The organism is Moorena sp. SIO3H5 (assembly GCF_010692395.1).
Taxonomy (GTDB): Bacteria; Cyanobacteriota; Cyanobacteriia; order Cyanobacteriales; family Coleofasciculaceae; genus Moorena.
On the sequence record NZ_JAAHHS010000197.1, the window covers coordinates 1 to 13,995 of the forward strand.

At 42.2% G+C, this 13,995-nt stretch carries 11 protein-coding genes and 1 pseudogene; 4 read left to right on the forward strand and 8 right to left on the reverse strand.

All coding sequences use genetic code 11. From position 1 onward, the window contains the following. Positions 1–18 precede the first annotated feature (18 nt). From F6K52_RS20375 to F6K52_RS20400, 6 genes are all read right to left on the reverse strand, one after another. Complete coding sequence (locus tag F6K52_RS20375) at positions 19–5,340, reverse strand: type I polyketide synthase (RefSeq protein ID WP_293081672.1); 5,322 nt, start codon at positions 5,338–5,340, stop codon at positions 19–21. 122 nt (positions 5,341–5,462) lie between these two features. Next, positions 5,463–7,016, reverse strand: coding sequence for an amino acid adenylation domain-containing protein (locus tag F6K52_RS20380; protein WP_293081675.1), 1,554 nt, complete (start codon positions 7,014–7,016; stop codon positions 5,463–5,465). Positions 7,017–7,053: 37 nt separating this feature from the next. Next, on the reverse strand, positions 7,054–7,857 hold the full coding sequence (locus F6K52_RS20385) for a thioesterase domain-containing protein (protein ID WP_293081679.1): 804 nt from the start codon (positions 7,855–7,857) through the stop codon (positions 7,054–7,056). 153 nt (positions 7,858–8,010) lie between these two features. Next, complete coding sequence (locus F6K52_RS20390; protein WP_293081683.1) at positions 8,011–8,904, reverse strand: chlorinating enzyme; 894 nt, start codon at positions 8,902–8,904, stop codon at positions 8,011–8,013. 59 nt (positions 8,905–8,963) lie between these two features. Then, positions 8,964–9,857, reverse strand: coding sequence for a chlorinating enzyme (locus tag F6K52_RS20395; RefSeq protein ID WP_293081687.1), 894 nt, complete (start codon positions 9,855–9,857; stop codon positions 8,964–8,966). Between the two features lie 40 nt (positions 9,858–9,897). Beyond that, positions 9,898–10,185 carry a phosphopantetheine-binding protein gene (locus tag F6K52_RS20400; RefSeq protein ID WP_293081691.1) on the reverse strand — a complete coding sequence of 96 codons (288 nt, stop codon included), beginning with the start codon at positions 10,183–10,185 and terminating at the stop codon, positions 9,898–9,900. A 436-nt stretch (positions 10,186–10,621) separates the two neighbouring features. Between F6K52_RS20400 and F6K52_RS20405 the strand changes: the two genes are divergently transcribed. The 4 genes and pseudogenes from F6K52_RS20405 to F6K52_RS20420 all read left to right on the forward strand — a co-directional run bounded on the left by F6K52_RS20405 (position 10,622) and on the right by F6K52_RS20420 (position 12,745). Next, the gene (locus F6K52_RS20405) at positions 10,622–10,999 is read left to right on the forward strand and encodes a transposase (RefSeq protein ID WP_293081697.1); all 378 of its coding nucleotides are present in this window, start codon (positions 10,622–10,624) and stop codon (positions 10,997–10,999) included. Between the two features lie 122 nt (positions 11,000–11,121). After that, positions 11,122–11,247, forward strand: a pseudogene (locus tag F6K52_RS20410) (IS5/IS1182 family transposase); the annotation flags it as partial. Between the two features lie 923 nt (positions 11,248–12,170). Continuing rightward, a complete protein-coding gene (locus F6K52_RS20415) occupies positions 12,171–12,407 on the forward strand; it encodes a hypothetical protein (RefSeq protein WP_293081701.1) in 237 nt (78 codons plus the stop codon). After that, positions 12,401–12,745 (forward strand): type II toxin-antitoxin system PemK/MazF family toxin, encoded by a 345-nt coding sequence (locus F6K52_RS20420; protein ID WP_293081706.1) that lies wholly within the window; start codon positions 12,401–12,403, stop codon positions 12,743–12,745. Before F6K52_RS20415 ends, F6K52_RS20420 begins: the two co-directional genes overlap by 7 nt. A gap of 2 nt (positions 12,746–12,747) precedes the next feature. Here the strand turns inward: F6K52_RS20420 and F6K52_RS20425 are convergent, their stop codons facing one another. Together F6K52_RS20425 and F6K52_RS20430 are read right to left on the reverse strand one after the other, a co-directional pair. Further along, positions 12,748–13,461, reverse strand: a complete 714-nt coding sequence (locus tag F6K52_RS20425; RefSeq protein WP_293081710.1) for a hypothetical protein — start codon at positions 13,459–13,461, stop codon at positions 12,748–12,750. A 172-nt stretch (positions 13,462–13,633) separates the two neighbouring features. Beyond that, a partial coding sequence (locus tag F6K52_RS20430) for a DNA polymerase (protein ID WP_293081715.1) occupies positions 13,634–13,995 on the reverse strand: 362 nt, incomplete at its 5' end.

The following is a 13,995-nucleotide window of genomic DNA, read 5'->3' on the forward strand; positions in this document are numbered from 1 at the left end:
TCGGCAACCAGCCGCTTGTTACAAGCACAGGACCAGGTTTTGGAAATTGGTTGCGGCTTCCACAACCTGGGAGCAGCGGCCCTGAATGTCCTGGACAGAGAGTCTGGGGAGAGTGTCATGCCAGGATGCTAGATTGCCTTCAGCATGGAGCACATAGGTTTGAGTTTGGGAGACACCGGCGTTGTCGGTAGGATGAGTGGCAAAACTAATGACTTGGAAATTCAGGGTCTCCTGCTGTGGAGTCAACATGGTTTGCACTGTGCGTGTTTGTCCCTCAGGAATAGCTAAGGCTTGAGGAAAGACAATATTGGTTAGCTGACATCCTGCTTGGGACCATGTGAGGGAGGTTGTAGTGAGTAGGAGTGAGAGATAGCAGGCCCCAGGTACAACAACGCGATCGTAGATCTGGTAATCAGCCAGGAAGGGCAAAGCTTCTGTGCTAAAATGAGATTCAAAGAAGGTATCTTTGCTCAAGGGTGATTGGAACTTTTGGGTAATGAGGGGATGGAGTTTGCTCTGGGCACTGCCCAGCAAGGGCCTGTTATCACGGCGATCGGAAGTGGCCTCCACCCAATATCGCTGTCGCTGGAATGGATATGTGGGTAACGTCACTTTCTGACCACCATGCTGTTCAAACCCAAACCAGTCCACTGTGGCCCCGTGCATATATAACTGCCCCAAACTAGAGAGCATCTGTTGCTCATCATCTACTGTCGGACGCAGAGACGGTAACCACACCCCTGTCCCTTCTGGGAGGCATTGACGCCCCATCTCCAATAAAATGGGCTTGGGTCCAATTTCTAGAAAGCAGTCATACCCGAGTTCAGATAATGCTTCCATACTATGGGCAAACCGGACTGGTTGACAAATGTGATTGACCCAGTACTGAGCAGTGGCGATTTGTTCGTCTGCTTTTACCCCCGTCATATTTGAGATCAAGGGAATGTGAGGGGAATGATAAGTGAGTTGTTCAGCCACCGTGGCAAAATCAGCCAGCATCGGGTCCATCAGGGGAGAATGAAACCCATGGGAAACTTGCAGGGACTTGGTCTTTATACCTGCTGATTCAAGCTTGCTGACGATCGCCTCTAAAACCTCTGCTGCACCCGAGAGCACCACACTTTCAGGTCCATTAATCGCTGCAATGGAAACTGTTTCTACATGGGTAGAAATCAGCGATCGCACTTGTTCTTCAGAGGCCATCACCGAAACCATCGATCCCCCGGTAGGCAACTGCTGCATCAATTGACCTTGAGCAGTAATCAGTTTTAGTCCTGTTTCTAAATCAAAGACCCCCGCGATCGTCGCTGCCACATACTCACCTACACCATGTCCCATCACCACTGCTGGCTGAATCCCCCAGGACTGCCATAATTGAGCCAAGGCATATTCTATCGCAAACAAAGCCAGTTGAGTATATATTGGTTTATCTAGCCAATCGGCACTCTGATCATCTGCTGTTTTCGGATACAGAACATCAATCAAAGAAACCTCAAGTTCTGGCTGTAAAATATGGTTACATTGATCGATTGCCTCTCGAAAAACAGACCAAGTTTGATACAGTTGTCGCCCCATGTTCAGATATTGCGACCCTTGACCCGTGAACAAGAAAGCAATTTGGGATCGAGTTGAGGCATGAGTCTTTCCTTGATCGGACTGCAGAACCTGTTCTGGGTTAAACTCACCCTGATCATTCAAAACCTGTGCTAGCTTTTGTCGCAGATCGGGGATCGAATCACTCACAATTGCCAAACGGCGATCGAAGTGTGCTCTCCCTACATGGGTCGTATAACAAATATCCCTTAGATCCACCTCGGCATTGGTATTCAGATAGCTTTGATAGCACTTCACTAACCCTTGCAGGGCAGGTGCTGTCTTAGCAGCCAAGGTGAGAATATTGTGTGATCGCGTCTCAATCTTGACTCCATCTTCGTTTTTAGTTTGTTGTTTTTTCTGGTCTGGCCCTTCCTCCAAGACCACATGAGCATTGGTCCCCCCAATCCCAAAGGAGTGAACCCCTGCTCGTCGAGGATGACCATTTGTTTCCCACTCACAGAGCGTTGTATTCACAAAAAACGGACTATTGGCAAAGTCAATTTTAGGATTCGGTGTTTCAAAATGGAGACTAGGGGGGATTTGTTTGTGATAAAGGGAGAGGATGGTCTTGATCAATCCCACAATGCCGGAGCTGATTTGTAGATGCCCCACATTAGTTTTGACAGAGCCAAGGGCACAAAACTGTTTGCGTTGAGTTTGAGTCTGAAATGCTTGACTGAGGGCACTGACTTCGATCGGGTCTCCAAGCAATGTTCCCGTGCCGTGAGCTTCCACATAGGTAATCGTCTCAGGGTTGACATTAGACACTGCAATTGCCTCAGCCACCGCCCTGGCCTGTCCTTCCCCATTGGGCGCAGCATACCCAACTTTGTTGTTTCCATCGTTCGTCATGGCAGAACCCTTAATGACTGCATAGATTCGATCGCCATCTGCGAGAGCTGCATCCATGCGCTTCAAGACTACCAAGCCAACACCGCTGCCGAAAATGGTTCCTTCTGCTTGGGCATCAAAGGCTCGGCAATGACCATCAGGCGAGCCCAGGAGCCCTTCTTGGTGAAGATGTCCCACCTGTTGAGGCACCTGCACCGAAACCCCTCCCGCCAGTGCCAAGTCACATTCTCCACTGAGCAAGCTCTGGATCGCTGTGTGAACTGTCGCGAGCGAGGTTGAACAAGCCACTTGCATACTGACACTGGGTCCAGTTAGGTTCAATTTATAGGAGATACGTGTTGTCAGATAATCCTTATCACTAGCAAGTATCATCTGAAGACCGCCGATAGAATCGGGCGTCAGCACTCGTAAATCATCTTGGCTATCGAAATTACCACGGTTAGGCAGAAGATTGTGGATGAAATAAGTATTTAACTGCGATCCTGCATACAAACCAATAGAACCTGAATAAGTCAGAGGATTATACCCTGCATCTTCCAAGCTCTCCCAGGCACATTCTAGGAGTAATCGTTGTTGAGGATCCATTAATTCAGCTTCTCTGCGACTATAGCCAAAGAAGTCAGCATCAAAATATTCCACCTCAGAAAGAATTGGACTTGCTCTGACATAATTAGGATTACTTAAAAGCTTCGGATCGATGCCAGAAGCTAATAGTTCTTCATCCGAGAAAAAGGTAATGGACTCCGTTCCATTCCGTAAGTTCTGCCAAAATTGATCGAGATTATCTGCGCCTGGAAATTTACCTGACATCCCAATCACCGCAATCTCTGTTGAGTCCGCTCTACGAACTTGTTGGCGAATCTGCGCACGTGCATACCCCTGTTGGGCTGCTATATCTTCAGGTTGCGTCTGGGTGAAATATTTAGCCAACGCCTCAATGGTGGGATAGCGAAACATCTGTGCAATTGACAATTCTTTGCCAAAAGATTCTTGGAGCCGACTTTGTAGCGTTAGCAGTAAGAGGGAATGACCACCTAATTCAAAGAAATTCTCTTGCAAGCCGATCTTATCTAAGTCGAGAACATCTTGCCAAATATTGGCTATCACCTGTTCTACCTCAGTTTGAGGTAAGGCTGTTTCCTGAGATCCCATAATTCTCAGAGACTGCCCTACCGTCTGGATTAAAGGCTCAAATTCTCCTGCTTCAAATTGCTGCTTTAACTTTTGACGCTGGATTTTGCCGATTGCTGTTTTAGGAATAGATTTCTTGTTGACCGGTAGAAGATAATCGGGATTAATTCCTATATTTTGAACAACAGCACCTCTAATTTTTTTTATGAGTCTTTTGAGAACTTCAGGATTGGTCTGAATATTTGCTTCAACAGCATTAAAGAAAATTGCGAGTTGATCTGATGAAGACGAATTCGTTTTACCTTGTATAGCGCAGGCAGCTGTAAAGGAAATTTCAACCCCATCCACTTCTTCCACTACTGCTTCAATTTCATGGGCAGGGTAATTAACTCCATTGATCAAAATTACGTCCTTATCTCGCCCTGTTAAAACAAGGTACCCATTCTCTAGATAGCCTAAATCGCCCGTCCTAAACCAGCCATCCGCAGTAAATGCAGTTTGATTTGTCTCAGGGTTTTGATAGTAACCACTAGTGATTGATACCCCTTTCACTTGGAGCTTACCGATCACACCTTCATCAACGACTTCCTCGTCATCATTGACAATTCGCAGATAAACTCCAGGAATAGGACGCCCTAAACCGACAAAGGACATGTCATCTGAGGTATTGCTGAGGGAAAACTGATCAGACCAAGTAATGGTTCCAGAGGTTTCTGACATGCCAAAAGCTGGACGTAATACCGTTTCTGCTAATCCTTGTCGCTTCATTAATGTCAAAAATCGGCGAGCGACTTTAGGCGAAATTTGTTCTCCTCCATTCACTAAGAAACTTATGGATGATAAATCCCATGACCCTGCTTCAGCATCTTGAACTAAGTCATTGATGAGGGAATAAGCAAAGTTCGGTCCCCAAGAAATTGTTGCTTGATGTCGTTCAATTAAAGCCAACCAATGGAGTGGGTTTTGCAAAATATATTTAGTTCGTGCATGAACTTGTTGGCACCCTAGATACACTGCCATAACGCCCAGCATAATAATCCCCCCCACATGATCTAGGGGCATCCAATTCAAGGTTACCGCCTCAGAATCGAAGTGATTCATCTGGATCGTGCCCGCAGACTCACTCAAAATATTCCTATGGCTCAACATGACTCCTTTTGGGAGTCCAGTACTGCCAGACGTTAACAAGAGCAAGGCCAATTCATCTGGTTGCCCTCGGTAAATTTCTTGAGTTGGATCTTGCTTCCTTAGATCTTCAATGACACCTGTCTGAAAATCCCTCAAATTTAGATGAGTTGATAGAGACCGAATCTCAGGAGCAAGCTCTCGGTTGGTTAATATCAGCGGATGCTCTAGCATCTGCCATGCATTCTGTAACTTTTTAGTAACATTATTTAATTGCTGGTAAGTAGGGGCGATAGATAGAGGTACAGGAATAAATCCACCTAATAGACAACCCCAAAAGGCTGGAATAAAATCATGTCCTTCTTCCAATTGCAAGATCACCTTATCTTGTGGTTTAAGACCCCATTGTCTTAAGCCTGCCAATATCCTTTTGGCATCTAGTAGTAAGTCTTGATAGGATTGGTATTGTTCTGAGCCATCCTCCTGAATATAGGTAATTCCTTTATTCGTTAAAGCTGCTCGCGCTAACAGATCGCATAGAAGTGTTGGAGAATTTGAGGGGAGCTGTAATGAACCACCAAAGCTGGTGGAAAGTTTATGAGTTACCTCATCATAGTTTTTTTGATGTAGAGCCATAGGATTATCCTTCATTGTTTAGTGTTTAGAGACACATTGAATTACCGCATAGATCACCAAGGTTTGTTGTCTGCCACTTTTCAGCAATCAATTACAATGCTACCTCGATTATCAGAAATATCTTAATCCGCTTTACTTGCAAGCAACTCCCTCTCTAAGAGAGACGATAGTGTTTTTCGATCTGTTTTTCCAGAGGATAGCTGAGGAAATTTTTCCATAACGACAATCTGCCTCGGTACCATATACTGTGGTAATTCTTGGTTTAAATGCTCTTTGACTTGTTTCAATGCACTATATTTTGACGTCTCATTTGCCAACATCAGAGCCGCAGCCAACATTTTTTCTCCATACTTAGATTCGATTGTCACTACCTCTGAATTTTCCACCCAATGGAGTCTATTAATGACTTGCTTTATTCCGTTGAGGTTAATTCTATACCCACCCACATTCACTTCATTATCATTCCGTCCTAAAAAGAATAGGTTTCCATCTGCTAGGTACTTACAAATATCACCAGTTTTGTAGCAAATTATCCCCTTGAATTCAACAAGTCTTTCTTTATTTTCCTGCTCTCGGTTCCAATAGCCCGCCATAACGTGAGTGCCACCGATCAAGAGTTCTCCCGGTATTTCTGGATCGTAGATCTCCTGATTATGCTGATCTACTAGATATAGCTTAGCATTTTTCAAGGGTTTGCCAATAGGATATAGCTCACGACGATTTGGATCTCGATCGCGGATGATATAGGCTGCACAAGCACAAGTTCCCTCAGTCGGTCCGTAGCCATTGATAATTTTGATGTTCTCACCCTTTCCCAACCATTTTTGGATCACTTTGATATCGGGAACATCTGCACCAGTGAGAATTGTTTTGAGCTCTTTAAGGATAACATCGTGGAACTCTTTTGTTTGCGCAATCAAGCCTAACATTGAACCGAAAGCAGCAAAATGAGTTACTGAGTTATTTTTGATTACCTCAAACAGCAACTCATGTAAGACAACATCACTATATAAATATAGCCATGCTCCTTGGTAAAGGGGAAATAGTATATCCATCACTGATGCATCAAAATGAAAAGGTGAGAAACTCACACAACGTGAATCTTCATCTACATCATAAAACTCTCGAGTTCCCTCAAAAAAATCTATGACACTGCCATGCTTAATCAATACTCCTTTAGGATCTCCAGTTGAGCCCGATGTATAAATGCAATAAGCAATATCTTCACTTTCAATTTGTGGCAATATATCTTTTTCCTCTACTGTGCTGTCGGTGATTAGAGGGTGTAATTGCTCGATTAGAACTATTTTCACTTCCTTTGAAACATTTTCCCTGACCAAATGCAATAATTCTTGGTCTGTCAATATCACACTAGGAATGATTTCTGTAATGATTTTATTAAGACGATTGACGGGCATCTTCTGATCTAGGGGCACATGGATGCAGCCTGCCTTAAATATGCCCAGTATACCAACCATGAGTATAGTCTGCTTACTGGCTAGTACCACTACGCGATCGCCTTTTTGACAACCCATCTCGATTAACTTTCCTGCAAAGCGGTTACTCGCTGCCTCCCAGACACCATAGGTTATTTCGGTTTTTCCATCTGTTATTGCACATTTATGAGGAGATTTTTGACTATGTCTTGTCACAAGATTAGCAATGTTTTTACCCATGGTGATTTCATCCTTTTAGATGATGGTTATTCAGCTATTATTTTTGCAATGCTACTTCCGTCGAACAATTCTCATTAGCCTTAATAGATCGCTGTAATTCTGTGCAGATAGTGTTAAGCACTAAGTCTTCTGCACTGTGCAGGAAGAAGTGGTCCCCAGGGAAAGTATAGAGTTCAAACTCCCCCTTAGTTTGTTCTTGCCAACTATACATACCGCTCTTACTAACAAATGAATCTTCCGTACTATATAAAGCAATGATCCGGCAGTCCAGTGGATCTTCATCTTTATAAATATAAGTTTCTCCCAGTTTGATGTCCGATCGGAAGCGTGGAAGCAGCAATTCAAACAATTCCTCATTTTGAGCAATCACTTCAGGTATCCCGTTATAATCGCGAATTGCTTGAGCAAATTCATCATCAGGCAACTGGTGCATATTTGAGGATTCTTTTGGTCTTAGCTGGGGAGCATCAAACCCTGAAATTATTATAAATTGGGGTTGTCCGAGTTCTTGTTGACGTAATACTCTAATCAGATCAAAAGCAATCAATGCACCCATGCTATGACCCATAAAAGCAAAGGGTTTGGACAGAAACGGCGACAACTCTTGAGCTAGTACAAGATTAATGTCCTCAATATTGGACATTAACGGTTCATAACAACGCTTTTCCCTGCCAGGTAACTGAATTGCGACTAACTCAACTTCATCAGGGAGCGCTCTAGACCAATCCTGGAAAATAGAAGCCCCTGCACCTGCATAATGAAAACAAAATAAACGCATCTTGGATGCCTCACATTTTTTGGCTTCATCAAAAATTAACCAGGATGAATTATCTGTTTGCATTGGCTTATAACTAATATGTTGCCATGAAGGTATGCTAGGAAGTCCCTCTCCCAGAGAGCCAGTCAAGAAACCGGGGTTCTTTTGAGGAAATACTGATATTTCCTTGTCCTCCTCATGGGAAACCCGGTTTGCCGAGAATACTTGACAAGTTCTCTACAGAGGTTGTCTCACTTTGTTGTGTTTGTAAGTATCTTCCCCAGCCACTAGAACAGTTGAATAGCGATCCAGGATAAACTTTTCCCCAAAGTGCTCAAAAGAATCCCAATCTGGATATACTCTCACATCTGCCGATACAAAGCGTGTTGACCAACCGTAACGTATCGATGATTCAGAGGTATTTGATTCAGAACCATGCATACAGCGAGAGGTAAACAGGAAAAATTGACCCGGTTCCATCTCCAGGTGTACCGCTTGGGATTCATCTGGTTCCCAATTTGGATCGAGTTTCAGTTTATCGTAGTCATAGCCATAGAAACCAGATTTTTGGCCTTTGGTAAGTTTTTGGTTGATATTCTCTGGCTCAAACTTAATGTTCCGATGTTCATCAAAGTACCAGGTAGTGTGAGTACCTGGCATGACTTTCATACAACCATTTTTTCGAGTGGCTTCACTGAAGGTTACCCAAGCAGTCAGTTCCCAAGGTCCATCGTGAGACTCAGTAGGAACCAGCTTTGACTCTCCCTCAAATTCTACGAAGCTTTCTGCTTGATGCCAGTCTGTACCTTCATCACCCGGATATTTGGGAAACCACTCTGTTCGCCAGCACAGTACATTTGGACCCAAAATACTACTAACACGATCAACAACTTTTGGGTGAGAGATGATATCATTGAGAGCCTTGATATCCAGATGGCGGTCATAGTTCATTTTGTTGTTTGGGAAAGGAGCCGTTTCCTTGTCCAACAGATCCATCTTGATCCCATACCATAACTCAAGCATCTCTTCTGGTGGGAAGAGAGTAAAAGGTCCAATATAGCCATTTTCCTGAAAGAATTGTTTTTCTTCCACAGAAAGATAGTATCTGGGTTGATCAGTGATTGTTTTCATTTTTATCTCCCTTGTCTGTCTTAAAGTGATCAAATACTTCGGCAACAAATCTCCTGAGGTTACTGTCCCAAAGGTCGTCTAATTTTGTTGTGTTTGTAAGTATCTTCCCCAGCCACTAGAACAGTTGCATACCGTTCTAAAGGAAATACTTCTCCAAAGTGCTGAAACGAGTCCCAATCTGGATATACTCTCACGTCTGTGGGGACGAAGCGTGTTGACCAGCCGTAACGTATCGATGATTCAGAGGTATTTGGTTCTGAACCATGCATACATCTAGAGGTAAACAGAATAAATTGACCCGGTTGCATCTCCAGGTGTACCGCTTGGGATTCATCGGGTTCCCAGTTAGGATCTAGTTTCAGTTTATAGTAGTCATAGCCATAAACCCCAGTTTTTTTACCCCCGGTGAGTTTTTTGTTGATCTTCTCTGGCTCAAACTCAATGTTACGGTGCTCGTCAAAGTACCAGGTGTTGTGAGTACCGGGCATTACTTTCATACAGCCATTTTCCCGGGTAGATTCACTAAATGCCACCCAAGCAGTCAATTCCCAAGGTTCATCATGAGACTCCGTAGGCACTAGCTTTGACTTGCCTTCAAACTCTACGAAGCTTTCTGCTTGATGCCAGTCTGTACCTTCATCACCAGGATATTTGGGAAACCAAGCTGTTCTCCAGCACAGTACATTTGGACCCAAAATACTACTAACTCGGTGAACTACTTTTGGGTGAGAGATAATATCATTCAAAGCCTGGATATCCAGATGACGGTCATAGTTCATGTTACTTTTAGGAAAAGGGGCCGTTTCCTTGTCCAAAAGTTCCATCCTAATTTCCTGCCACAACTCAATTATCTCTTCTGGTGGAAACAGATTAAAAGGTCCAATATAGCCATTGTCTCGAAAAAATTGTTTTTCTTCCACAGAAAGATAATAACTGAGTTCAGCTTTCGCCATAGTTTTCATATACTTTTTTACTCACCGAGAAAGTAAACTGCTAATATGTTTGCCCTCTGATCGCATCAATTTCTTTACTCAGTTCAGCAATTGTTGATTTGTGCTTATCAAAAAACAACCGAGCTTTGATGCTAACCCCCATCTTTTCTGTTACCTGATTAACCACTTCAATCAAATTTATTGAGTTACCCCCGATATCCATAAAGCGATCTTCTATACTGATTGTCTCAACACTGAGAACGTCTTTCCATATTTCAGCAAGCTGCTTTTCTGTTTCTGTCTGGGGAACCACGACATCAGAAATGGCTAGTTCTTTTGAATTACTCATCTATTTCTCCTTATTTATCTATCTACAAGAGATGTGACAGATATGACAAGTGCTTGTTACATTTCTTAACCAACTTTGAACCAACCTTTTTAAGTAAGGAAGAGTGTTAAGGGTAGTTTCTACACTTTGTTTATTTAGCCATCTTCGAAGGTATCACAGAGCCAGCAAAAAATAAGAAAATTAATTTATAAATAAATCTTATATAATATATAAGATTTATTTATAAAAGCACTGAAAGAAGGTCGAGGGTTATTATTCAGGGTAAGCTCATATAATTTTGTATAAAATGTACTTGACAAAACTTTTTAAGTATCGTTATAGCCCAAAAATTAAAGTCAAACTATCATCAAGTTTTAGAGACTGTTTATAAAGAAAATATAAAAAAAGCTTACTTAAATGAATTGCTAATGTATGATTAATTTAATATTATCATATTATGAAGCAAAAACCTTATCCCTCCGACTTAAGTGATACTCAATGGGAAATAATTGAACCTTTATTGCCTAAACCATTACCAAGAGGACCAAAAGCCAACGTAGATTTAAGAGAAGTAGTCAATGGTATTTTCTACTTGTTAGGAGAAGGATGTCGCTGGCGAGCTATACCTCACGATTTACCCCCTTGGCAGACAGTTTCGAGTTATTTTCGTAAATGGCAGCGATGCAGCGCGGTCTTGGGGAGGCAGCGCGGTCTTGGGGGTTCCCACGGGGCTTACAGCGATGCAGCGCGGTCTTGGGAAGGCAGCGCGGTCTTGGGGAGGCAGCGCGGTCTTGGGGGTTTCCCCCATGAGCGACTGCCGTGGTTCCCCCCATGAGCGACTGCCGTGGTTTCCCCCATGAGCGACTGCATCAAGACAGGTGCGGACGCAGGTTCCGCACACAGACCCAAAACCATGAGCGACTGCCGTGGTTTCCCCAAGACCGCGCTGCATCAAGACAAAGAAAGGGAATTTGGTCGCAAATCAATGAAACTTTAAGAAAGAAAGTCAGAATAGCGGCAGGAAGAAACCCATAATCTACTGCAGTTTCAATTGATTCTCAATCGGTAAAAACTACCGATAGATAAAAGGGGGAAACCTATGGATTTGATGGGAATAAAAAGGTGAAAGCAAGTAGGGTGGGCAGTGCTTGAGACAGATCATATCAGCTGGACTTTAGGCGTAGGTAAGCACTGCCCACCGACGATTAATCCCAATGGTGCCAGATCTGAGTATAAACATTTTAACGCTCACAAATTGTCTTCTAAAACTAGAGTAAATCAAAATTTACCCCTAATAACTTACCCTTTAAATCGTTATATAAAATTCCTTGATCGTTACCGGAGTGATTATTTACCAAGCTTATTGACTTTGAATAATTTCTGTGATGGGAATAGTTTAATTATCAGTATACTCTAATAATTTAATCGCACTCTTGCGGAATTTAATGGTCATTTTTAATCCAATCTGTCAGATCAGTCACGTCTTCAGTTTCATAGTCTTGAGGTAAGCTAAAAGTGGTGTCAAGCTCTTGTTGCTGTTGATCATTAACGTAAGGCATTAACCTATGACAAAGTAATAGTATTTATTCTATCAAAACTTCTCGGATGCTTTCTTTAATCAGTGTTTTTAAGTCTTGAGTTTCCATCGCTTTTGAATTAAAGGTTATTTTTTAAAATCGTAGCGTTTTTTATAAAATAGCAATTCGCGAATGCACCTTCGGGTAAATAAACCGTCCTATCGTTACCTCTGTGACTGCAACGGCAGCAAAACAGACGGATGTGTAACCTTGAGTTTGGTAGAAGAATTGCCTGCTTTATATAAATTTATAACTTTCTTTTACCTTACCTTTAGAGTCAGAAATTAAACTATCTATGAGGCTACCTTCTTCTCTGTAGGGGCTATTCTAGAGGACAGGCAAAAAAAATGTTTCCTAAGTGCTGGAGCTATTGCAATCTTGGTATAACCAAGGTATAATTAACGATTATGGCTTGTTTCTAAGGTCACTATGAAAACTGCAATTTCACTTCCAGACTCAGTTTTTGAAGAGGCAGAAGCCCTTGCTCAACAGATGGGCTTGTCGCGTAGTGAACTCTACCTAAAAGCATTAAAAGCTTATCTTAAAAGGTACAATCGCCATCAAATTTTACACAAGCTGAATGAAGTCTACTCTAAGGAGTATTCTGAGCTAGATTCGGTAATGGCAAAAATACAGTTCATGTCTCTGCCTGATGAGGAATGGTGATGTATCGTGGAGAAATTTGGTGGGCAAATCTGCCTGATCCAAAAGGTTCTGAATCAGGATATCGTCGTCCTGTTTTGATAATTCAAGATGATCTTTTTAATCAGAGCCCTATCAATACGGTTATCGTCCTAATCATCACCTCGAATATTCAGCTAGCGGAAGCCCCAGGCAACGTATTGTTGCCTAGCAAAGTATCAGGCTTATCTAGAGATTCTGTGGCTAATGTTTCTCAGATTTTCACAGTTGACAAAGTATTTATAACTGAACGCATCGGCTCACTTCCAGACTATTTACAGGAGGAGGTACATGATGGTTTGCGAATGGTTTTGTATCTCTAGCCTTAGAAGTAATTTTCGAGGATATCTTCCCATGAAGTACGAATCATATTTGCAGGGATAGACACTTCTGAGTTTTTGGGATTGGCTATCACAAAGGCTTTTGATGAAAGAGACAAAATACCTACATCATTTCCTTTGGGATCATCACCATAAACTGCATTTGTCTGATTGGATAATTGGTCAATTGGAATGTTTAAGGCTTTAGAGATACCAATATTCTTATCTTCCCCCATGTTAAAATGAGTAACTGATACCATTTGCCAATCAACAATAGTACCAGAAGTAATGATTTGCTCTTGATGATAATCTTTAAGTAAGCCGCTCTCTACTAATATTTCTACAAACGCTTCAGCACCCTCCCTATAGTTGGTTGTTGAGAAAACAATTTTAAAATTAGCATCTATAGATGCACAGATGTGAGTGATCGCAGCTGAATAATATTGATTGTTTTGAATAATCTCTTCACATACTTCTCTTGCCCGTTGTTTGATTCGAGATGGGTTGCTGTTTTCCCCCATACATTCAATCCCCTTTTGCATCATTAACTTCGATGCTTCATATGGAGATTCTCCATTCTTCATACTCTTCTTCCATAATTCAACATAGTTGTCAAATAAGCTGGGATTGGAAGACAAAGAACGAGTGGTTAAATACCATAAATCATTACCTGGCTTTGTGATAGTGCCGTCTATGTCATAAATACGTAACAGATTCATGTTTACCTTTATCAGTCCCTGCCTCTAATTATAGGTATTCAACCTGACTTGATATTAGACATTATATAGATCCTTTCATAGTGGTGCGTTACGGGGCGGACTATTCCAACCCTGGCTACGAGGATAAAAATAACGACAAGTCCACCCCTAACACACCCTACGCACTATTGCCTTATTTCGCTTCCATCCAATTTTCCCCAGCATGTATTTCCACAACTAAAGGAACAGTTAACTCAACTGCGGATTCCATAGTTTCCCGAATTTTTACCTGCAATTCTTCCCATTCATCAGGGGGAATTTCAAAGATTAATTCATCATGGACTTGTAATAGCAACCGCGCCTGATATTTCTGTAATTCTTGATACAAATTAATCATAGCAATTTTGATTATATCAGCGCTAGAGCCTTGGATTGGGGAATTAGCTGCTGCTCTTAATGACCCAGCATCATAAGGATTGATACTCTTAAGTTTATCGAGATCAATCTGATCGAGAGGCTTACCTTGCAGCCTTCTAAGACTGTTACCACCAAAGA

Bases quoted from the DNA above. Each gene is read 5' to 3' on its own strand.
- F6K52_RS20405 (WP_293081697.1), top strand. From the start codon at position 10,622: ATGAAGCAAAAACCTTATCCCTCCGACTTAAGTGATACTCAATGGGAA.
- F6K52_RS20400 (WP_293081691.1), bottom strand. From the start codon at position 10,185: ATGAGTAATTCAAAAGAACTAGCCATTTCTGATGTCGTGGTTCCCCAG.
- F6K52_RS20425 (WP_293081710.1), bottom strand. From the start codon at position 13,461: ATGAATCTGTTACGTATTTATGACATAGACGGCACTATCACAAAGCCA.
- F6K52_RS20390 (WP_293081683.1), bottom strand. From the start codon at position 8,904: ATGAAAACAATCACTGATCAACCCAGATACTATCTTTCTGTGGAAGAA.
- F6K52_RS20385 (WP_293081679.1), bottom strand. From the start codon at position 7,857: ATGCAAACAGATAATTCATCCTGGTTAATTTTTGATGAAGCCAAAAAA.
- F6K52_RS20415 (WP_293081701.1), top strand. From the start codon at position 12,171: ATGAAAACTGCAATTTCACTTCCAGACTCAGTTTTTGAAGAGGCAGAA.
- F6K52_RS20395 (WP_293081687.1), bottom strand. From the start codon at position 9,857: ATGGCGAAAGCTGAACTCAGTTATTATCTTTCTGTGGAAGAAAAACAA.
- F6K52_RS20375 (WP_293081672.1), bottom strand. From the start codon at position 5,340: ATGGCTCTACATCAAAAAAACTATGATGAGGTAACTCATAAACTTTCC.
- F6K52_RS20420 (WP_293081706.1), top strand. From the start codon at position 12,401: ATGGTGATGTATCGTGGAGAAATTTGGTGGGCAAATCTGCCTGATCCA.
- F6K52_RS20380 (WP_293081675.1), bottom strand. From the start codon at position 7,016: ATGGGTAAAAACATTGCTAATCTTGTGACAAGACATAGTCAAAAATCT.